At 76.2% G+C, this 19,925-nt stretch carries 17 protein-coding genes and 1 pseudogene; 11 read left to right on the top strand and 7 right to left on the bottom strand.

The window, feature by feature from the left end:
• Positions 1–99 precede the first annotated feature (99 nt).
• The gene (locus ACI79O_RS19915; RefSeq protein WP_456892035.1) at positions 100–2,829 is read right to left on the bottom strand and encodes a SpoIIE family protein phosphatase; all 2,730 of its coding nucleotides are present in this window, start codon (positions 2,827–2,829) and stop codon (positions 100–102) included.
• Positions 2,830–3,003: 174 nt separating this feature from the next.
• Between ACI79O_RS19915 and ACI79O_RS19910 the strand changes: the two genes are divergently transcribed.
• A complete protein-coding gene (locus ACI79O_RS19910; RefSeq protein ID WP_456914990.1) occupies positions 3,004–4,098 on the top strand; it encodes an EAL domain-containing protein in 1,095 nt (364 codons plus the stop codon).
• Between the two features lie 78 nt (positions 4,099–4,176).
• On the opposite strand, the gene ACI79O_RS19905 is transcribed toward ACI79O_RS19910, so the two are convergent.
• Positions 4,177–5,100, bottom strand: a complete 924-nt coding sequence (locus tag ACI79O_RS19905) for an aldo/keto reductase (protein ID WP_456892031.1) — start codon at positions 5,098–5,100, stop codon at positions 4,177–4,179.
• Between the two features lie 236 nt (positions 5,101–5,336).
• Between ACI79O_RS19905 and ACI79O_RS19900 the strand changes: the two are divergent.
• Both ACI79O_RS19900 and ACI79O_RS19895 read left to right on the top strand, forming a co-directional pair.
• Positions 5,337–5,642 (top strand): annotated as a pseudogene (locus tag ACI79O_RS19900) (HU family DNA-binding protein); the annotation flags it as partial.
• A 207-nt stretch (positions 5,643–5,849) separates the two neighbouring features.
• Entirely contained in the window at positions 5,850–7,106 is a 1,257-nt protein-coding gene (locus ACI79O_RS19895) for a serine hydrolase domain-containing protein (protein ID WP_456914989.1), read from the top strand.
• A gap of 51 nt (positions 7,107–7,157) precedes the next feature.
• On the opposite strand, the gene ACI79O_RS19890 is transcribed toward ACI79O_RS19895, so the two are convergent.
• Positions 7,158–7,619, bottom strand: coding sequence for a MaoC family dehydratase (locus ACI79O_RS19890; RefSeq protein WP_456876209.1), 462 nt, complete (start codon positions 7,617–7,619; stop codon positions 7,158–7,160).
• Between the two features lie 74 nt (positions 7,620–7,693).
• Between ACI79O_RS19890 and folP the strand changes: the two genes are divergently transcribed.
• From folP to ACI79O_RS19870, 4 genes are all read left to right on the top strand, one after another.
• A complete protein-coding gene (gene folP, locus ACI79O_RS19885; protein WP_456892027.1) occupies positions 7,694–8,554 on the top strand; it encodes a dihydropteroate synthase in 861 nt (286 codons plus the stop codon).
• 238 nt (positions 8,555–8,792) lie between these two features.
• On the top strand, positions 8,793–9,371 hold the full coding sequence (locus tag ACI79O_RS19880; RefSeq protein WP_456914988.1) for a universal stress protein: 579 nt from the start codon (positions 8,793–8,795) through the stop codon (positions 9,369–9,371).
• 27 nt (positions 9,372–9,398) lie between these two features.
• A complete protein-coding gene (locus ACI79O_RS19875; protein WP_456914987.1) occupies positions 9,399–9,821 on the top strand; it encodes a PaaI family thioesterase in 423 nt (140 codons plus the stop codon).
• Positions 9,822–9,906: 85 nt separating this feature from the next.
• On the top strand, positions 9,907–11,505 hold the full coding sequence (locus ACI79O_RS19870; protein ID WP_456876827.1) for a 4-coumarate--CoA ligase family protein: 1,599 nt from the start codon (positions 9,907–9,909) through the stop codon (positions 11,503–11,505).
• A gap of 43 nt (positions 11,506–11,548) precedes the next feature.
• Here the strand turns inward: ACI79O_RS19870 and ACI79O_RS19865 are convergent, their stop codons facing one another.
• Together ACI79O_RS19865 and ACI79O_RS19860 are read right to left on the bottom strand one after the other, a co-directional pair.
• Positions 11,549–12,166 (bottom strand): hypothetical protein, encoded by a 618-nt coding sequence (locus ACI79O_RS19865; protein ID WP_456914986.1) that lies wholly within the window; start codon positions 12,164–12,166, stop codon positions 11,549–11,551.
• 71 nt (positions 12,167–12,237) lie between these two features.
• Positions 12,238–13,221 carry an AraC family transcriptional regulator gene (locus ACI79O_RS19860; protein ID WP_456914985.1) on the bottom strand — a complete coding sequence of 328 codons (984 nt, stop codon included), beginning with the start codon at positions 13,219–13,221 and terminating at the stop codon, positions 12,238–12,240.
• A gap of 161 nt (positions 13,222–13,382) precedes the next feature.
• Here ACI79O_RS19860 and ACI79O_RS19855 point away from each other — a divergent pair, with 161 nt between their 5' ends.
• On the top strand, positions 13,383–14,075 hold the full coding sequence (locus ACI79O_RS19855; RefSeq protein ID WP_456914984.1) for an NAD(P)-dependent oxidoreductase: 693 nt from the start codon (positions 13,383–13,385) through the stop codon (positions 14,073–14,075).
• Positions 14,076–14,085: 10 nt separating this feature from the next.
• A complete protein-coding gene (locus ACI79O_RS19850; protein WP_456914983.1) occupies positions 14,086–15,078 on the top strand; it encodes an NAD(P)H-quinone oxidoreductase in 993 nt (330 codons plus the stop codon).
• 15 nt (positions 15,079–15,093) lie between these two features.
• On the opposite strand, the gene ACI79O_RS19845 is transcribed toward ACI79O_RS19850, so the two are convergent.
• The gene (locus tag ACI79O_RS19845) at positions 15,094–16,320 is read right to left on the bottom strand and encodes a cysteine desulfurase-like protein (RefSeq protein WP_456892013.1); all 1,227 of its coding nucleotides are present in this window, start codon (positions 16,318–16,320) and stop codon (positions 15,094–15,096) included.
• Between the two features lie 99 nt (positions 16,321–16,419).
• On the opposite strand from ACI79O_RS19845, the gene ACI79O_RS19840 reads away from it, so the two are divergent.
• Positions 16,420–16,959 carry a bacterial proteasome activator family protein gene (locus ACI79O_RS19840; RefSeq protein WP_456892011.1) on the top strand — a complete coding sequence of 180 codons (540 nt, stop codon included), beginning with the start codon at positions 16,420–16,422 and terminating at the stop codon, positions 16,957–16,959.
• Between the two features lie 155 nt (positions 16,960–17,114).
• Entirely contained in the window at positions 17,115–18,122 is a 1,008-nt protein-coding gene (locus tag ACI79O_RS19835; RefSeq protein WP_456892009.1) for a hypothetical protein, read from the top strand.
• A 117-nt stretch (positions 18,123–18,239) separates the two neighbouring features.
• Here the strand turns inward: ACI79O_RS19835 and ACI79O_RS19830 are convergent, their stop codons facing one another.
• Positions 18,240–19,859, bottom strand: a complete 1,620-nt coding sequence (locus tag ACI79O_RS19830; RefSeq protein ID WP_456914982.1) for a methyl-accepting chemotaxis protein — start codon at positions 19,857–19,859, stop codon at positions 18,240–18,242.
• Positions 19,860–19,925 lie beyond the last annotated feature (66 nt).

Genomic DNA, 19,925 nt, shown 5'->3' with positions numbered 1-19,925 from the left:
GGCGGCGGCCCCCCCCGCCCCCCCCCCCCCCCCCGGCCCCCCCCCCCCCCCCGCCCGCCCCCCGCCCCCCCCCCCCCCCCCCCCCCCCCCGCACGGGTGTCACGACACGCGGACGGCGAGCAGGGCGACGTCGTCCTCGGCGTCGGGGAGGAACAGCCGCTGCAGCACCCGGTCGCACAGCCGCTCGAGCGGCAGGCCCGCGGTACCCCGCAGCACGTCGAGCAGCTGCTCGGTACCGGCCTGCAGGTCCCGGTCGCGTCGCTCGACCAGCCCGTCGGTGTGCAGCAGCACCGTGCTGCCCGCGGCCAGGGCGGCGGTGTGGTCGGTGCGCGGGCGGTCGGGGTCCACGCCGAGCAGCAGGTCGGCCGGCTCGGACCGCAGCACCCGCACGCTCCCGTCGGGGTCCACGACCACCGGCGGCGGGTGGCCGGCGCTCGACCAGTGCAGCACGGCCCCGTCGGCGCCGGTGCGGTCCAGCCGCGCCACCAGCGCGGTGGCCATGGCACCCAGCGCCAGGCCGTCGGCCGCGCGGTCGAGCTGGCCGAGGATCGCGGCCGGTCCGGCACCGCTGGCGTGGCTGATGCCCCGCAGCAGCCCGCGGAGCTGGCCCATCACCGCGGCGGCATTGCGGTCGTGCCCGACGACGTCGCCGATGACGAGCACCGTGCCGCCCAGCACCCCGGGGAAGGCGTCGTACCAGTCCCCGCCCACCTCGGCGCCCTCCGACGCCGGGACGTAGCGGACGACGATGTCGAGCCCCTCCGGCCGCGGCGGCGCGGTGAGCATGCTGCGCTGCAGGGCGTGCGCCAGCCCGCGCTGCTGCTCGAACAGCCGCGCGGTCTGCAGCGCCAGGCCGGCCCGGCGGCCCACCTCGGCGGCGGTCTCGACCTCCCCCGGCGTGTGCGGGCCGCGCTCGGCGTCGTTGGCCGTGCCGAGGGCGCCGATGACCTCCCCGCGTGCCACGAGCGGCACGATCAGGGCCGCGTGCGGCGCCAGCCGCAGCAGCGCCTCCTGGGCCACGGGGTCGTGCAGCGCCCGCCTGATGCGCTCGACGTCGACCTCGGGCACCACCAGCGGCCGGCCGGTCCGGGTCACCACCCGCGCGGCGTGCTCGTCGGTCATCCCGTGCACCATGGCCCCGACGTACTCGGCCACGTCCGCCCGGCGGGCGGGGTCGCGGTGGGACCAGGCCATCTCGTGCAGCCGGCCCTGCTCGTCGGTGACCACGATCCAGCACCAGTCCGCGAGGGCCGGCACCACCAGGTCGGCCAGCCGGCCCAGCTGCTCGGTGATCTCCAGGCTCCCGGACAGCACCCGCCCGGCGTCGGCGAGCAGCTGCAGCCGCTGGTTGGCCTCGGCCATCGCGGCGACGGCGGCGGCGCGCTCGTCGTCGGCCCGCAGCCGGGACACGCTCAGGGCGATCTGCGCGGTCAGCGCGTCGAGGAGCTCGACGTCGGCGTCCTCGAAGGCGTGCTCGGTGTCCCAGACGACGACGAAGCTGCCGAGCAGCCCGGCCTCCACCCGCAGTGGCAGGGCGGCCATGGCGCGCAGGCCCAGGGCCGGGCCGACCTCGGCCATCTGCGGGAAGCGGGCGACGGCCTCGTCGAGGTCGGTGAGCAGCACGCGCTCGCCGTGGCGGGCCGCGTACTGGGTGGGCAGCGCGTCGTCGAGCTCGATGGCCAGCCCCTCGGGCGGGGCCTCCACCTCGGCCTCGGCGGCGGCCGCGGCGACGGTGTCGGCGAGCTGCCGGGCGAGGTAGATCCGCAGCACCCCCTCGCCGTCGAAGGCGGCCAGCGCGCTGGAGGACGCGCCGAGCAGCCGGGCGCCCCGCAGCGTGATGTCGGCCAGCTGCGACAGCGCGGTCGCGTTGGCCAGCTCCGCGGCGACCTCGGCGACGGCGGCGGCGCGCTGCACCGCGGCCATCCGGCGGGCGGCCTGCTCGCGGGCGTCGGTGACGTCGACGACGGTGCCGAGCACCCGCACCGCGTCGCCCCAGGAGTCGCGCACCACGCGGCCGCGCGAGACCGTCCAGCGGGTCGAGCCGTCGGTGTGCATCGCCCGCGCCTCGACCACGTACTCCCCCGTGCCGGCCAGCGCGTCGGTCATGGCCGAGCGGACGGCGGCGTGGTCGTCGGGGTGGATCCGGGCGGCGATCATCGCGTCGACGTCGGTGATCACGAGGGGGCCGGACAGGCCGTGGATGGCCGCGCAGCGCTCGTCCCAGTGCAGGACGCGGGTGCGCAGGTCGTGGTCCCAGATGCCGATCGCCCCGGCCTCGAGGGCGACCTCGAGGCGGACCCGGGAGGCGCCGATCGCCGACCGGGCCGCGGCGAGCTCGAGCTCGGCGACCACCGAGGCGGCCAGGTGCTCCAGCAGCGCGACGTCGTCGTCCTGCCACGTGCGCCGCCGGCCGTCGTAGACGGCGAGGACGCCGATCACGTGCCCCGAGGCGGAGACCAGGGGGCTGCCGAGGTAGGCGACCACCTCCCCGGACACGACGGCGGGGAGGGCGGACACCCGCGCGTCGGCGGGGGCGTCGGGGACCACCAGGGGGCGGCCCTCCCGGACGACGCAGGCGGAGAACTCCCCGGTGAGCTGCGCGCGACCGCCGACGACGCCGGGCGGCAGGCCGTGCCCGCCGACGACGGTGTCCTGGTCGGTGAACACGGTGACCTTGGCGTGCCCCGCGTCGAGCAGGCGCGCGGCGAGTCCGGAGAGCCGGTCGTAGGCCGCGGGCCCGGACACTTCGAGCAACAGCCGGCGCGCGGCGGCGACGCGGTGGGCGTCGTGCAGCACGTCGGCGGCAGGCGACGGCGCGGGGACGGACACGGCCCTCCTCGGCCAGGCGCGGCCCGGGCGGCCGCAGCCGACCATGCTGCCACGCTCCGCGCGGAACGGAATCGACCGTCCGCGCTCCTCCCCCCGGACGGGTCGTCCCCCGGGCGGGTGAGCCCCGCCGGGCGCCCGGTGGAGCGGCTCCCGGACCGGGCCGATGGACCGCGCATGACGGGGATGCTGACGCGGGCGCTGCCGGACTGCCGGCCGCTGCTCGCCCACCCGGACGACCTGACCCTGGTCTTCCAGCCGATCGTCGACCTCGCGCGCGCCCGGGTCGCCGGCTACGAGGCCCTGGCCCGCTTCCCCGGTACCGCCGGCCCCGACGTGTGGTTCGCCGCGGCCGCCGACGCCGGGGTCGCCGCCGCGCTCCAGGCCCTCGCGGTCGGCAAGGCGCTGGCCGCGGTGCCGGACCTGCCCGCGGACACCTTCCTCGCCGTCAACGTCGGCCCGCACCTGCTCGGCACCCGGCCGGTGCAGCAGGCGCTGGCCACCCGCCCGGACCTGCGCCGCGTCGTCGTCGAGCTGACCGAGCAGGGGCCGGTGCCCGACGTCGCCGCGCTGCGCGTGGAGGTCGCGGCGCTGCGGGCCCGGGGTGCGCTGGTGGCCCTCGACGACACCGGCTCGGGCTGGTCGGGCCTGCGCCGGCTCGCGGCGCTGCGGCCCCAGCTGGTGAAGCTGGACCGGTCGCTGGTGGCCGGCGCCGACACCGACCCGGTGTGCACGGCCGTGGTGGAGATGGTCGGCGGGTTCGCCGGCCGCATCGACGCCTGGCTGGTCGCCGAGGGGATCGAGACGCGCGGCGAGCTGACCGCCGCCTGCCGGCTCGGGGTGCCGCTGGCCCAGGGCTGGCTGCTCGGCCGCCCGGCACCCGGCTTCGGCGGGCTGTCCCCCGAGGTCGTCGGGCTCGTGCGCGGCTGCACCGCCCGCGCCCGGCAGCGGGCGACCGTGGCGGGCCTGCTGCGCCCGGTCCGCCAGGTCGAGGTGAGCGAGCCGCAGCCGGGCCTGCCCCCGGTGGTCCTCGTCGGGCCGGACGGCGAGCCGCTGGCGCTGCGACTGGCCGATCCCCGCACCGGCGCCGCGCACACCGCACCGGTGTCGCTGCGGGTCGGCCCGGCCGACGACGTCGTCGCGACGCTGCACACGGCCCTGACCCGCCCGCCGGCGCACCGCTTCGACCCCGTCGTCTGCACCGACGCCACCGGCACCGTGCTCGGGCTGGTGCGGGTCGAGGACCTCGCCTCCGCGGCCGCCGCCCGCTGAGGTGCCTTCATCGCTACAAGGGCACCCCTCCGGACGTCGGTGAGGTGCCTTCATCGCTACAAAGGCACCTCGGAGGGGCTACTCGGAGGCGGCGGTGAGGGCGGCGCGCTCGTCGTCGGTGAGCACGAGGTCCTGCACCGGCAGCAGGTCGGCGAGCTGGTCGACGTCGCGGGCGCTGGCGATCGGCGCGGTGACCGTGGGCTGGTCGGCCAGCCACCGCAGGGCGACGGCGGCCTGGCTCACCCCGTGCGCGGACGCCACCTCGGCCAGCGCCGCGAGCACCCGGTCGCCGCGCTCGCCGAGGTAGGCGCTCGCCCGCTCGGCGCGCGGCGAGTCGACCCGCTCGCCGGCGCGGTACTTGCCGGTCAGGAAGCCCCGGGCCAGGCCGAAGTAGGGCAGGCAGCCCAGCCCGTGCGCCGCGACGACGTCGCGCAGCCCGTCCTCGTAGGCGGGCCGCTCGAGGAGGTTGTAGAGCGGCTGCAGCGCCACGTACCGCGTGGTCCCGAGCCGCTCGGAGGTCTCCAGCGCCTCGGTCAGCCGCGCCGGCGAGTAGTTCGACGCCGCCACGTGCAGCACCTTGCCGGAGCGAACCAGCTCGTCGAACGCCGTGAGCGTCTCCTCCAGCGGCGTCGTCTCGTCGTCGTAGTGCGCGTAGTAGAGGTCGATCCGGTCGGTCCGCAGGTTCCGCAGCGACCGCTCCGCGGCGGCCCGGATCTCGCCCGCCGCCAGCGGGTGCGCCTTCTGCTGCGGCGAGGCCTTGGTGGCCACCACCAGCCGGTCGCGCAGGCCGCGCTCGGCCATCCAGCCGCCGAGGATCTGCTCGGAGCGGCCGTCGCCGTACATCTCGGCGGTGTCGACGAAGGGCCGCTGGGTGCTGGGGACGGCGTCTACGAAGCGGTCGAGGACGGCCTGCGACGTCGCCGCGTCGGCGGTCCAGCCGAAGACGTTGCCGCCCAGGCACAGGTCGCTGACGACCAGGTCGGTCCCGGAGAGCTGTGGCACCCCCTCACGCTAGGTCGGCCCGCGCCCACCCGCCTGCGCTGGGACGGGTGGTACCGGCGGGTCGGCTGCATGCGATCGTGGCCCTGGACTGGCCAGATCCCCCGCTGCCGTGACACGGTGCCCCGGGCCGGGGCCCCCGCGGGGGGACCGGTCCGTCCCGGACGACCGTCCGGGAGCCGGCCGCGCGCTGCGGCCGGCGCCGTCACCGGCGGCCCGCCGAGACCCGGGCGGGCGCCGACACCCACGAGAGGATCCCCGTGAACAAGGCCGAACTCGTCACCGCCATCTCCAAGCGCGCGGACGTGCCCAGCGCCACCGTGGACGCCGTCCTGGCCGGCCTGCAGGAGGAGCTCGTCGACGCGATCACCCGCGGCGAGAAGGTCGCCGTCTCCGGTCTGCTGACCGTCGAGCGGACCCAGCGCTCGGCCCGGACCGGCCGCAACCCGCAGACCGGCGAGTCGATCGACATCCCCGCCGCCAACACCGTCAAGGTCACCGCCGGCTCGAACCTGAAGAAGGCCGCCAGCAACGTCCCGGTCTGATCCGCCGGGCCCTCGCGACGTCCCGGTCTGATCCGCCGGGTCCCCGCGACGTCCGGTCCGACCGGCGCGTCCCCCGGACGTGACCGCGGGACCCACGCGGTCGCCCGCCGGGGCGGCGCCTGCCTCCTGTGACCCGCCGCACCGGCATGGGTCAGGATGCGCAGGGCAGGCGCCGCCCGAGGGGACGGCACCGGGACGGAGGCACGCGTGACGAGCGGACTGACCCAGGACACCGATCCCGCCGAGGTCGGCCTCGACGGCACCCGGCTGGAGCGCCTCGACCGGCGGCTGGCCCGCTGGGTCGACGACGGGCAGCTCCCCGGCTTCCTCGTCACCGTGTCGCGGCACGGCCGGCTGGCGCACGTCGGCCGCTACGGCTCCCGCGACGTCGAGAACGGCCGGCCGGTCGAGGAGGACACCCGCTGGCGGATCTTCTCGATGACCAAGCCGGTGACCTCGGTGGCGGCGATGATGCTGTACGAGGAGGGCGCCTTCGAGCTCGGCGACCCGATCCAGCGGTGGCTGCCGGAGTTCGCCGAGACCCGCGTCTACGTGGCGGGGTCGGCCCAGAAGCCGGTCACCCAGCCGCAGGTCGAGCCGATCCGCATCCGGCACCTGCTGACCCACACCTCCGGGCTCACCTACGGCTTCCACCACGCCCACCCGGTCGACGCGATGTACCGCGCGATGGGCCACGAGTGGAGCACCCCGCCGGGCACCGACTCCGCCGAGGCCTGCCGGCAGTGGGCCTCGGTGCCGCTGGTGTTCCAGCCCGGCGCGGAGTGGAACTACGGCGTGTCCACCGACGTCCTGGGGCGGCTGGTCGAGGTGGTGTCCGGCCAGACGCTCGACGTCTTCTTCCAGGAGCGCGTGTTCGGCCCGCTCGGGATGACCGACACGTCCTTCGGCCTGCGCGAGGACGACGACGTCGACTCGCTGGCCCGGCTCTACGCCGCCGTCCCCGGGCAGCCCGGCGGCGCGTCCACCGGGTTCGCGCCGATCGACGCCATGGGGCAGGCGGCGCACCACCGGCCGACGTTCCTGTCCGGCGGCGGCGGGCTGGTCTCGACCGCGGGTGACTACCTGCGCTTCTGCGAGATGCTGCGCCGCGGCGGCTCCTACGACGGCGGCCGGCTGCTCGGCCCGCGCACGCTGGCGCACATGGTGCGCAACCACCTGCCCGGCAACGCCGACCTGGAGACCTTCGGCCGGCCGCTGTTCGCCGAGACGCCGCTGCGCGGGGTGGGCTTCGGCCTGGGCTTCTCGATGGTGATCGACCCGGCGCGCTACGGCGTCCTGTCCAACGAGGGCGACTACAGCTGGGGCGGGGCGGCGTCGACGGCGTTCTACGTCGACCCGGTCGAGGACGTCGTCGTCACCTTCTACACGCAGCTGCTGCCCTCGAGCACGCTGCCGATCCGCGCCTACCTGCGGGCGCTGGTCAACCAGGCGATCGTGGTCTGACCGTGCACCTCCGCGGATGTGCAGCGGGCACATCCGCGGAGGTGCACGGGGTCAGACGTAGCGGCGGAAGAGGATCGCGGCCACCATCGCCGGCTTGCTCTGGCCCTCGATCTCCATCGTGACGCCGAGGTTCATCTGCACGCCGCCCTCGAACGGCTTGGCCTCGTCGAGGGTGGCCGAGGCGCGGATGCGCGCACCGACCGGCACCGGCGACATGAAGCGGATCTTCTCGGCGCCGTAGTTGACGCCCATCCGGAAGCCCTTCGCCTCGATGATCTGCGCGGCCAGCGCCGAGACCAGCGACAGCGTCAGGTAGCCGTGCGCGATCGGGCCGCCGAAGGGGCTCTCCCGCTTCGCGCGCTCGACGTCGACGTGGATCCACTGGTGGTCGTGGGTGGCCTCGGCGAACTTGTCCACCTGCTCCTGGGTGATCTCCAGCCAGTCGCTGTGCCCGAGGGGCTGGCCGACCTTCGCCAGCACGCCGTCGATGCCCTCCACGGTGGTCTGCGCCATCGCCTGTCCTCCTGTGTGCGGGGTGGTCTGGTTGGCTGACTCCACCACACCGGCGACGGGGACGGAGACGACGGGTGCTGCGACTGGGCCGGCTGGACGTCCCCGACGGCGGCCTGCTGGTGATGGCCATCGTGAACCGCACGCCCGACTCGTTCTACGACCGCGGCGCCACCTACGAGCTGGCGGCCGCCGTCGAGCGGGTGCACCGGGTGGTGGCCGAGGGCGCGGACCTGGTGGACGTCGGCGGGGTCAAGGCCGCACCCGGCGAGGAGGTCGACGCCGCCGAGGAGATCCGCCGCACCGTCGACCTGGTCGCCGCCGTCCGCGCCGCGCACCCCGACCTGCCGATCTCGATCGACACCTGGCGGGCCGAGGTCGCGCGCGAGGCGCTCGCCGCCGGGGCCGACGTCGTCAACGACGCGTGGGGCGGCGTCGACCCGGAGCTGGCGCACGTCGCGGCCGCGGCGGGTGCGGGGATCGTGTGCACCCACGCCGGCGGGCTGCCCCCACGCACCCGGCCGCACCGGGTGCGGTACGACGACGTCGTCGCCGACGTCGTCGCGCGCACGACGGCGCTGGCCGAGGCGGCCGTGGCCGCGGGCGTGGACCCCGAGCGGGTGCTGGTCGACCCCGGTCACGACTTCGGCAAGAACACCCGCCACTCGCTGGAGGCCACCCGCCGGCTCGGCGAGCTCGTGGCCACCGGGTGGCCGGTGCTGGTGGCGCTGTCGAACAAGGACTTCGTCGGCGAGACACTCGACGTCCCGCTGGAGGAGCGGCTCACCGGCACCCTCGCGGCGACGGCGGTCAGCGCGTGGCTGGGCGCCCGGGTGTTCCGCGCGCACGACGTCGCGGCGACCCGGCAGACGCTGGACATGGTGGCCTCGATCCGCGGGGACCGTCCCCCGGCGCGCACCACCCGCGGCCTGGCCTGAGCGGTCGGAGCCGCCGGGGTCCACGCGGTCCGCTCGCCCGGCGCCGTCCCCGCCCCGTGGTGCCCGACCTCACCCCACAGCGCGAGGTCGGGCACCGCACCGCGAGGGCCGAGGGCCGAGGGCCGGTGGGCCCGGGCGGGCGCGACTCAGGACCCTTCCCCCGGCGCGCCGGACGGATCATGCTCAGGACGCCCGCCGGGGCACCCGGTCCCGCGGGGACGGTGCCGAGGAGGCCGTCATGATCGAGCAGCCCGTGCGCGCCGACGAGTCGCAGGCGCGCGGACCCCGGGTGGTGGTGGGCGTCGACGGGTCGGCGGGGGCGCGGGCCGCGCTGCGGTTCGCCGTCGAGGACGCCGCCCGCCGGGGTGTGCCCGTCGAGGCGGTGGTCGCCCACCGCCCGCCCGAGGCGTGGATGGACTTCGACGTCGTCGGCGACCGCACCTACGACGAGGCCGAGGCCGCGGCGGTCGCCCGGACCGAGGCCTTCGTCGCCGAGGTGCTCCACGAGGTCCCGGAGCCGCACCCGGTGATCCACGTGACGGCCGTCCTCGGCTCGGCCGCGGACGCGCTCATCCGGGAGTCGGCCGGCGCGGACCTGCTGGTGGTCGGCAGCCGGGGGCACGGCGGGTTCTCCAGCATGCTGCTGGGGTCGACGGGCATGCAGTGCGTCCTGCACGCGCCGTGCCCGGTGACCGTCGTCCACTCGGCCGAGGCACACCGGGAGCGGCTGCACCTGCGCCGTCGCGACGGCGCCGAGCGGGTGCGCACCCAACGCCGGCGCTTCCGGGGCACGAGGGCCGACGCCGCCTCCCGGTGACCCGCGCCGGCGCTACGGTTCCCGCCCGTGGCCGCCACCGGGTTCCTCACCGCCGACGAGCTCAACACGCTCCTGCCGGGCACGCTGCCCGGACTGCTGGGCCTGACGGTCACCGCGCACGAGCCCGGTCGCCTGGAGGCGGGCCTCGACGTCCGCCCCGACCTGCTCGCGCCCAACGGCTACCTGCACGCGGCGACCGTGGTCGCCCTGGCCGACACCGCCTGCGGCCTGGCGACCCGCGCGCTGCTGCCCGAGGGCGCGACCGGCTTCACCACCATCGAGCTGAAGAGCAACTTCCTCGGCACCGTCCGCGAGGGCCGCATCCAGACGGTGGCCACCAACGCGCACGCCGGCCGCTCCACCCAGGTCTGGGACGCCGTCGTCACCTCCGGCGCCGGGCGGACGCTCGCGCTGTTCCGGTGCACCCAGTCGGTGCTGTGGCCCCGATGAGGTGACCGGCGAGTAACCCCCGTGTCCTGCGACACACCCGGGGTGTGAGACTGGCGCCACTACGCCCCCAACGAGGAGGAGCCCCGTGCCCCTGGCCAGCCGTTACCCCGACGTCGAGATCCCGGACCTCTCGGTCCCCGACTTCGTCCTCGCCGCGGGGCGGGAGAAGCCCGACGCGCCCGCGCTCGTCGACGGCCTGACCGGCGACTCGATCAGCCACGGCCAGCTGGCGACCTACGTCGACCGGGTCGCGGCCGCGCTCGCCGCGCGCGGGCTGCGCAAGGGCGACGTCGTTGCGGTGCTGTGCCCGAACACCATGTGGTACCCGGTGGTGTTCCACGGCATCGCCAAGGCCGGCTGCGTGATGAGCCCGATCAACTCCCTGTACACCGCCCACGAGGTCGCCTTCCAGCTGAAGGACTCCGGCGCGAAGGTGCTCGTCACCGTCTCGCCCTTCCTCGACCGGGCGCTGGAGGCCACCGCGCAGACGCCGGTGGACGAGGTCATCGTCATGGACGGCGCCGAGGGCCACGCCTCGCTGCTCGACCTGATCAGCAGCGACGCGCCGTCGGTGCAGGTCGACATCGACCCGGCGAACGACCTGGTGACGCTCCCCTACTCCAGCGGCACCACCGGCCTGCCCAAGGGCGTCATGCTCACCCACCGCAACCTGGTGGCCAACGTCGCCCAGTGCCGCCCGCTCATCCAGCTGGGCGCGGACGAGCGGATCATCGCCGTCCTGCCGTTCTTCCACATCTACGGCCTGACCGTGCTGATGAACCAGGGGCTGGCCTGGGGCGGCGCCGTCGTCACGCTGCCGCGGTTCGACCTCGAGCAGTTCCTGCGCACCATCCAGGACCAGAGGATCACCCGCGCCTTCGTGGCCCCGCCGATCCTGCTGGCGCTGGCCAAGCACCCGATGGTCGACCAGTTCGACCTGTCCTCGCTGACCTCGATCCTCTCGGGCGCGGCGCCGCTGGACGAGGCGCTGGCCCAGGCGGCGGAGGCGCGGCTGCGCCGGGGCGCCGACACCGGCGTCACGGTGGGCCAGGGCTACGGCATGACCGAGCTGTCGCCGGTGTCGCACACCACGCCCGACCGCGGCGGCGAGCCGGAGGGCTTCTCCGGCGAGGTGCCCAAGGGCTCGGTGGGCCTGGCGATCCCCAACACCGAGTGCCGGCTGGTCGACTCCTCCACGGGCGAGGACGCCGCTCCTGGCGAGCGCGGCGAGCTGTGGGTGCGCGGCCCCCAGGTCATGAAGGGCTACCTCAACAACGCCGAGGCCACCGCCGAGACCCTCGACGCCGAGGGCTGGCTGCACACCGGGGACGTGGCGGTCGTCGACGAGAACGGCTGCTACACCGTCGTCGACCGGGTCAAGGAGCTGATCAAGTACAAGGGCTACCAGGTGGCCCCGGCCGAGCTCGAGGCCGTGCTGGTCGGCAACCCGCAGATCGCCGACGCCGCCGTCATCGGGGTCAAGGACGAGGAGAGCGGCGAGGAGCTGCCCAAGGCGTTCGTCGTGCGGGCCCCGGGCTCGGAGATCACCGAGGACGAGGTCATGGAGTTCGTGGCCTCCCGGGTGGCGCCGCACAAGAAGGTCCGCGCGGTGGAGTTCATCGAGCAGGTGCCCAAGTCCGCCGCCGGCAAGATCCTGCGCAAGGACCTCAAGGCCCGGGCCTGACGGCGGACCCCGTCCCTCGTCGACGCCGTCCTCGCACCGCCGCTCACCCGGCGGGGCCGAGGACGGCGTCGCGCGTCCCGGCGTAGCGCCGGGCGCCGAGCCGCAGGACCAGCAGCTCACCGCGGGACGCGTTCCGCAGCACGTCCGGCAACTCGGCCGGGTGGCAGGCGTCGAGCAGCCACGGCAGCGCGAACAGGGCCTGGCGGACGGTCCGCCGGCCGGCGGGTGCCGCCGGCCGCGTCCACGCGTCCAGCCGGGCCGCGACCAGGTCGGCGAGGTCGGCCAGGGCCGGCGCGAGCAGCGGCGCGCCGGCGCCCAGCTCGCGGGCGAACAACGCCAGCGCCCGGTCGGTCCGCGCGAGGACGGCGTCGAGGGCGACGTCCCCGTCGCGTCCGGCGAGCGCCCCGTGCGCGCGGACCTCGGCCACCACGCCCGCGGTCCAGCGCACCAGCTCGCGCTGCCGGCCGACGCAGCAGGGGTCGTCGAAGGCGATGCCGGTGACCGCGTCCGCGACCAGCCGGGTCCCCGAGCGCAGCGCCCGGGCCGCCAGCGCCGGGGCGTCGAGGAAGGCCACCCGGGTGCGGGCCGGCGCGGTCGGCAGCGTGTCGTGGTCCGGCGTGCGCGGCGCGGGTATGCGGACGGGGGACGTCGTCGTCGTCATGACCGGGACGGTGCCGCCGGGCTCCTGCGACGGGCTTGTGAGCTGCTTGGACGGGTCTCGCAGGTCGCCGGTCAGCCCGCGGACCCCGACGGCACCGGCTCGCCCGCCGCGGTCGGCGGCACGCCGACGACGCGCTTGTAGGCACGGGAGAAGGCGGCCTCCGACTCGTAGCCCAGCCGCCCGGCCAGCTCACCGACCCGCGCGCCCTGCCCGAGGGCGACCGTGGCCAGGTGCATGCGCCAGCGGGCCAGGTAGTGCATCACCGGTTCCCCGGCCAGGTCGGTGAAGCGGGCGGCGAACGACGACCGCGACATCCGGGCCTCCCGCGCCAGCCGGGTCAGGGTCCACGCCGTGCCGGGCTCGCGGTGCAGGAGCGCGACCGCCCGACCCACCTGCGGGTCGCGCAGGGCCCGCAGCCAACCCGGACCCGTCGCCGCGGTGTCCAGCCACGCGCGGACGGCCTGGAGGACGACGACGTCGGCGAGCCGGGTGACCACGGCCTCGGCGCCGGGCCGGTCCTCGGCCGCCTCGTCGGCGAGGACCCGCAGCAGCATCGGCAGCCAGCCGCCGCGGGCCCCGTCACCCCCGTCGACGACCAGCACCGGCGGCAGGAGGCCGAGCAGGTGGGCCGCCCCGGGCCGGTCGGGTTCGACCACCCCGCAGACCATCCCCGTCGCGGCACCGCCGCCGTCGAGCCGCAGGACGGAGTAGTGGTCCCCCAGGTACTGCTGGGGCAGCAGGTCGGCACGGCCGGAGACCGGCGCCTCCGGGGCGCTGCGCAGCAGGTGACCGCGGCCGTGCGGGACCAGGGCCAGGTCGCCGACGCGGAGCTCGTGCCGGTCGCCGTCGACCTCCAGGACGCAGCTGCCCCGGGTGACGACGTGGAAGCTCATGCACCCGGCGAGCGCCGGCATCTCGAGACCCCAGGGCGCGGTCGCCTCCGCCCGGCAGTAGAAGGTGCCACGGATCCGCAGGTCGGCGAGCACCCCGCCGAGCGGGTCGACCGGCGTCCACGGCCGGCCGGGGTCCGCGTGGGTCTCCTCGCTCGCGTGCACGGCTCCAGCCTGCTGACCGCCGCACCGGGCGTCCAGGTCCGCCGGACGAACGGGCACGGACGGCGGACGCGCGGTCATGGGCCCGAACCGGCCGGCCCGCCAGTCTCGACGGCGACCGGCCACGAGGGTCGGCGGGACCGGAGGGGTGAGGAGACGTGCGCGTGCTGGTGGTGGGAGCGACGGGTGGGTCCGGACGGGCGGCGGTCGAGGCGCTGACCGCCCGGGGACACGAGGTGACGGCCTTCGCCCGGCGGGCGTCGGCCGCCCGTGCGGGGCGTCCGGGCGTCCGGGCCGTGGACGGCGACGCCACGGTGCCGGCCGACGTCGCGCGGGCGGTCCGCGGGCAGGACGCGGTGGTGGTGACCCTCGGTATCAGCGAGCACCCGCTGCGGGTGCGGCTGCGAGGCAGCCGGGGCACGCCACTGGACGTGCGGTCGCGCGGCACGGCCGCGGTGGTCGCGGCCATGCGCGAGCAGGGCGTGTCGCGGCTGGTCGTGCAGTCGTCCTACGGCGTCGGGGAGACGCGGGACCGGCTGCCGCTGTCGGCCCGGCTGGTGTTCGCGCTGCTGCTGCGGCCGCAGATCGACGACCACGAGCGGCAGGAGCGGCTGGTCCGGGACAGCGGCCTGGACTGGACGATCGTCCAGCCGGTGTACCTCACCGACGGCGACGAGCCGGCCACGACCTCGCCGACCGGGGAGACCGCGGGGATGCACGTCTCCCGGCGCGCGGTGGGCGAGGTGCTGGCCGACCTGGTCGCCGCGCAGGGTGGCGGCAGGTGCGTCACCGTCTCCGGCGCGGTGGCGTCCCCGGCTCTCGCACCGAGCACCCGAGCGGGCGTCCGGCCCTCCTAGGGTCGGGGGCATGCGTGCGGTGACGACCAGCGGACCCGGCGGCCCCGAGGTGCTCGGCTGGGGTGAGGTCCCCGATCCCGTGGCCGGCCCCGGCGAGGTCGTCGTCGACGTCGCGGCCACCGCCGTCAACCGGGCCGACCTGCTGCAGCGGGCCGGGTTCTACCCGCCTCCCAAGGGTGCCAGCGACGTCCTCGGCCTGGAGTGCAGCGGGATCGTGAGCGAGGTCGGCGAGGGCGTCGTCGGCTGGTCGGTGGGCGACGAGGTGTGCGCGCTGCTGGCCGGCGGCGGCTACGCCGAGCGGGTCGCCGTACCGGCCGGGCAGCTCCTCCCCCGCCCCGCCGGGGTCGAGCTGGCCACCGCCGCGGCGCTGCCCGAGGTGACCTGCACGGTGTGGTCCAACGTCTTCCAGCTCGCCGGCCTGCGCCGCGGGGACACCTTCCTCGTGCACGGCGGGTCCAGCGGCATCGGGACGATGGCCATCCAGCTCGCCGTCCGGGCCGGTGCACGGGTGTTCACCACCGCCGGGAGCGCGGCCAAGCTGGAGTTCTGCCGCGAGCTCGGCGCCGAGGTGACCATCGGCTACCGGGACGAGGACTTCGTCGAGCGGGTGCGCGAGGAGACCGACGGCGCCGGGGTCGACGTCGTCCTCGACAACATGGGCGCGAAGTACCTGGCCCGCAACGTCGACGCGCTCGCCGTCGGTGGGCGGCTGGTGGTCATCGGCCTGCAGGGCGGCGCCAAGGCGGAGCTCGACCTGGGGAAGCTGCTGGCCAAGCGGGCGTCGGTGGCGGCGACGGCGCTGCGCTCGCGGCCGCTGACCGGGCCCGGCGGGAAGGACGCGATCGTCGCGGCGGTGCGCGCCGAGGTCTGGCCCGACGTCGAGCGCGGCGTGGTGCGCCCCATCGTCGACCGCCGGCTGCCGATGTCGCGCGCGGCCGAGGCGCACCGCGTCGTCGAGGCCAGCGAGCACACCGGGAAGGTGCTGCTGCTCCCCGGCACCTGACTACAGCGCGACTGACTACAGCGCGCCCCGCAGCGCGGCCACGGAGTCGATCACGTAGCCGACCTCCTCGGCGGTGTTGTAGTGCGCCAGGCCGAGGCGGACCGCGCCGCCGGCCTCGTTGACGCCCAGCGCGTCGAACAGCTCGCGGGCGTAGAAGTCGCCGTCCCAGGCGCAGATGCCCCGGCGGGACAGCTCGGCGGCCACCTGGCGCGGGCGCATGCCGGGCACGGTGAACGACAGCGTCGGCGTCGTGTGCTCCGGGAAGCCGACCACCTGCACGTGCCGCATGGCGCGCAGGGCCTGGTCGAGCCACTCGAACAGGCCGCCCTCGTACGCGGTGACGGCGGTCATGGAGTCGCGCAGCCGGTCGCGGCGGCTGCCGGCGGTGCTCTCGCACAGGCCGGCCAGGTGGTCGACGGCGGCGGTCACCCCGGCGTAGAGCTCGAACGGCGGGGTGCCGGCCTCGAAGCGGTCGGGCACCCGGTCGGGCGTGGGCAGCAGCCGGTCGGGGTCGAGCTCGCCCAGCAGCGCGGGGTCGGCCACCACGGCGCCGACGTGCGGTCCGCACCAGGTGTAGGCCGAGACGGCGAGGAAGTCCGCGCCCAGGGCGGCCCGGTCGAGGAAGACGTGCGGCGCGGCCTGCACGGCGTCGACGTAGACCAGCGCCCCCACGGCGTGCGCGCGGGCGGCGATCGAGGCGACGTCGGGCCGCGTGCCGATGGCGTTGCTGGCGGCGGTGACCGCCACCAGCCGGGTGCGCGGGGTGATGAGGTCGTCGTACTGCCAGGCCGGCAGCTCGCCGGTCTCGATGTCCACCTCCGCCCACCGGACGACGGCGCCGACCTGGGCGGCCGCGGTGATCCAGGGCCGGATGTTGGCGTCGTGGTCGAGGCGGCTGACGACGACCTCGTCGCCGCGGCGCCAGGTGCGGGCCAGCGCGCGGGCGACGGCGTAGGTGAGCGCGGTCATGCTGGACCCGAGTACGACGCCGGTGGAGACACCGCCGACCAGGTCGGCCACCGCGGCCCGGGCGCTGGCCACCAGGCCCTCAGTCCGCGAGGACGACGGGAACACCCCGCCGCGGTTGGCCACCGGCACCCGCATCGCGGAGGAGACCGCGTGCACGACGCTCTCGGGCAGCAAGGTGCCGCCCGGCGCGTCGGTGTGCACGAAGCCGTCGGAGAGGCCCGGGAACTGCCCGCGGACGCGCGCGACGTCCAGCCGTGGCTCCCCCGGGTGCATGCGGGCGACCCTAGTTGGCCGCCCCGGGCCGCCGTGCCGCCGCACCGGGCGCCCCGTGCCCGGCGTTCCCCCCGCGACCGCGAGGGGCAGGATGGAGACATGACGGCACCCGGCAACGGCAGTGAGCGCCCGCAGCAGGTCCTCGTCGTGGGCCCGGACGGGCGCCCGGTCGGCGCGATGCCCGTGCCGGCCCCCGGCCCGGCCGACGGCGACGGCCCGCCCGGCGTCGGCGAGATGATCGAGCAGCCGGCCAAGGTCATGCGGATCGGCACGATGATCAAACAGCTGCTCGAGGAGGTGCGGGCGGCGCCCCTCGACGAGGCCAGCCGCGCCCGGCTGCGCGACATCCACGCCTCGTCGATCCGCGAGCTCGAGCAGGGCCTCGCGCCCGAGCTCAGTGAGGAGCTGCGGCGCATCACCTCGCCGTTCAGCGAGGGCGAGACGCCGTCGGACGCCGAGCTGCGGATCGCCCAGGCCCAGCTCGTCGGCTGGCTCGAGGGCGTGTTCCAGGGCATCCAGACGGCGCTGGTCGCCCAGCAGATGGCCGCCCGGGCGCAGCTGGAGGAGATCCGCCGGCGCGCCCTGCCCGGGGGTCCCACCACGGGCGAACCCCGCCCCGGCGGCGGCCAGTACCTGTAGCGCGGGGTTCCGCCGGGATCAGGTGACCTGATCCTCGGGCGTCCTCCCTCACGGCAGACGGTGCGGGAGGACGCGCTGCGGTGAGGGAGGACCTCGTCGTCCACAGTTCCGGCCGGGCCGTTCCCCCGGGCGGTGCCCGTCCCGAGACTGACCGCGTGTCCCCCGCTCTTGAGGCCGCGGCGCGACGACGCGGCGGCGTCTTCACCGTCCACGACGCCCGGCGTGCCGGCTACCTCCCCGACGACGTCCGCGGCGCCGTGCGCACCCGGGCCTGGCACCGCCTGCGCCGCGGCGTGTACGTGTCGACGGCGCGGTGGCTGGCGACGGCCGAGGACCCCCGCGCGCGCCACCTGCTGCTGTGCGCCGCCGCGCTCGCCGTCCTGGGGCCCGGTCCGGTGCTGAGCCACACGTCGGCGGCCCGTTTCCACCGCCTCGTCCTACCGCGCGGGGTCGACGACGACGTGCGCCTCACGCAGCCCGACGAGTGGCGGTGCGGGCGGGGCTACCGGATCGCGGCGGCCGCCCTGCCACCGGAGGACGTCGTGGACGCCGGGGCGGTCCGGGCGACCACCGCGGCGCGCACGCTCGTCGACTGTGCGCGCGACTGGCCCCTCGTCGACGCCGTGGTCGCCATGGACGCGGCGATGCAGGGACGGCAGGTGGCACGGGACGCCATAGAGGCCGCCGTCCTGCGACAGACGCACTGGGTGGGCATCGGGGCCGCCGCCCGTGCGGTCGGCCTCGCTGACGGCCGCGCCGAGTCGCCCCTGGAGACGCGGGGGCGGCTGGCGCTGCTGCAGGCGGGACTCCCGCGGCCCGAGTTGCAGGTGGAGCTGCACGGCCCCCGCGGCCTCCTCGGCCGGGTCGACGCCTGGTACGAGGAGGCGGCGCTGGCCATCGAGTTCGACGGCCGCGTGAAGTACGCCGCGCCGCGCGACGGCCGCACGCCGGAGGCGGTGCTGTGGGACGAGAAGCGGCGTGAGGACCGGATCCGCGAGCACGACGTCCGCGTCGTCCGCGTCACGCAGGAGGACCTCGGTCCCTCCAGCCCGGTGCTCGCGCGGGTGGCCCGGCTGCTCGCCCAGCCGCTGGCCGGCCCACGGTCGTTCCGGGTGCACCGGCGCCCCGAGCCGGGACCCGACCCCGAGGACGCCGTCGCCTGAGCGGCCGCGCCACGACGCGCGGACGACGTCCTCCCTCACCGCCGGGCGTCCTCCCTCACGGTGGGCGGTGAGGGAGGACGCCCGATGATCAGGTCACCTGATCCCGGCGGGGACCGCCTACACGGAGAAGCGGCGGACGGCGTCCTGCAGCTCCCCGCTCATCCGGGCGAGCTCCGCCGCGGCCCGGCGGGCGTCGTCGACGCGGGCGCTGGTCTGCTGGGTGCCGTCGGCCAGGCCGGTGATCGCCGCGGCGATCTGGCGGGTGCCGCCGGCGGCCTCGGCCACGTTGCGGTTCATCTCGTTGGTGGTCGCCGTCTGCTCCTCGACCGCCGCCGCGATGGTCGCCTGGAAGTCGTTGATCTCGCCGATCACGGAGCTGATCCGGCTGATCGCCTCGACGGCGCCCGCGGTGTCGGCCTGGATGGCCTCGACCCGGCGGGAGATGTCCTCGGTGGCGCGCGCGGTCTCCTGCGCGAGCTCCTTGACCTCGCTGGCCACGACGGCGAAGCCCTTGCCCGCCTCCCCGGCCCGCGCCGCCTCGATGGTCGCGTTGAGGGCCAGCAGGTTGGTCTGCTCGGCGATGCCGTTGATGAGCTTGACCACGGTGGCGATCTCCTGCGAGGAGTCGCCGAGCCTGCCGACGGTCCGGGTCGTGGTCTCCGCGACACCCACCGCCTGACCGGCCACGCGGGCGGCCTCGGCGGCGTTGTGCGCGATCTCGCGGATCGCGCTCTCCATCTGCGACGAGCCGGTGGCCACGGTGTCGACGCTGGCGGCGACCTCGCCGGCCGAGGCGACGACGACGCCGGTCTGGTCGGACGCGGCGCGGGAGACCTCGGCGATGCCGCCGGCCGCGGCGTCGAGCTGGGTGGAGGCGCCCTGCAGCCGGTCGGCGGACCCGCGGACCAGCGTGAGCACGCCGCCGAGGGCGTCGAGGGTCTCGTCCAGCGAGCGGGCCACCTCGCCCAGCTCGCCGCCGCCGGTGGCCCCGGCGCGCACCGTCAGGTCACCGCCGGCGACCTCGGCGAGCACCTCGCGGATCCGCTGCACCGGCCGGGTCACGCTGCGCGCCACCAGCAGCGCGAGCACGACGGAGACGACCAGGCCGAGCCCGACGACGACGAGCGTGAGGGTGCGGGCGGCGGCGTAGGCGTCCTCGGCCTCGGTGACCGTCTCCCCGGCGGACGCGGCGGCCGCCGCCGTGGCCGCGGTCAGCGACTCCTCGATCACGTCCTCGTTCTGCGACATGGTCTGCAGCAGCGGCAGCGCGCTCGGCGAGGTCGGCGGCAGGGCCTGCAGCTGCGCCAGCGCGGTCAGGTAGGTCTCCGACGCGGTCCGGTACTCCTCGAACCCGGCGCGGGCCTCCTCGGACAGCGGCATCCCGGCCACGGCCTCGGCGTCGGTGACCATCGCCTCGCCCGCGGCGGCCGCGGACTCCCGCGCCTCCTGGACGGTCGCCGCCGGCAGCGTCGGGATGTTGGCCCGGGCGGTGTGCGCCGACAGCTCCCACCAGTCGACCTGCAGCCGGCGCAGGCCGTCGAGCGGCACGGCGCCCTCGTCGTGGACCTGGTCGGCCTTGTCCGCGAGGACCGACATGCGCTGGATGCCGAACAGCCCGACACCCAGGGTGGTCAGCGCGACGACGAGGATCGCGCCGAGCAGCCTCGTGTGCAGGCTCCACCCGGAGGAGGTGGGCTCGGCGGGCGTCGTCGGGACGCGGGCAGGGGTCTGGCTCATCGATCGCCTTCCGTGGCGGGGTGCCGGTCGCTCCGACACATCGGCAGGGAAGGGCCGATCTCAAGC

The sequence above is a fragment of the Geodermatophilus sp. SYSU D00696 genome, from assembly GCF_054050235.1.
Note: the sequence above shows the minus strand (reverse complement) of the source record. Positions and strands in the feature narration are given on the sequence as shown.

Coding starts and splice junctions, on each gene's coding strand:
- ACI79O_RS19845 (WP_456892013.1), bottom strand. CDS start 16,320: ATGCACCCGGGGGAGCCACGGCTGGACGTCGCGCGCGTCCGCGGGCAG.
- ACI79O_RS19865 (WP_456914986.1), bottom strand. CDS start 12,166: ATGACGACGACGACGTCCCCCGTCCGCATACCCGCGCCGCGCACGCCG.
- ACI79O_RS19910 (WP_456914990.1), top strand. CDS start 3,004: ATGACGGGGATGCTGACGCGGGCGCTGCCGGACTGCCGGCCGCTGCTC.
- ACI79O_RS19830 (WP_456914982.1), bottom strand. CDS start 19,859: ATGAGCCAGACCCCTGCCCGCGTCCCGACGACGCCCGCCGAGCCCACC.
- ACI79O_RS19850 (WP_456914983.1), top strand. CDS start 14,086: ATGCGTGCGGTGACGACCAGCGGACCCGGCGGCCCCGAGGTGCTCGGC.
- ACI79O_RS19880 (WP_456914988.1), top strand. CDS start 8,793: ATGATCGAGCAGCCCGTGCGCGCCGACGAGTCGCAGGCGCGCGGACCC.
- ACI79O_RS19840 (WP_456892011.1), top strand. CDS start 16,420: ATGACGGCACCCGGCAACGGCAGTGAGCGCCCGCAGCAGGTCCTCGTC.
- ACI79O_RS19890 (WP_456876209.1), bottom strand. CDS start 7,619: ATGGCGCAGACCACCGTGGAGGGCATCGACGGCGTGCTGGCGAAGGTC.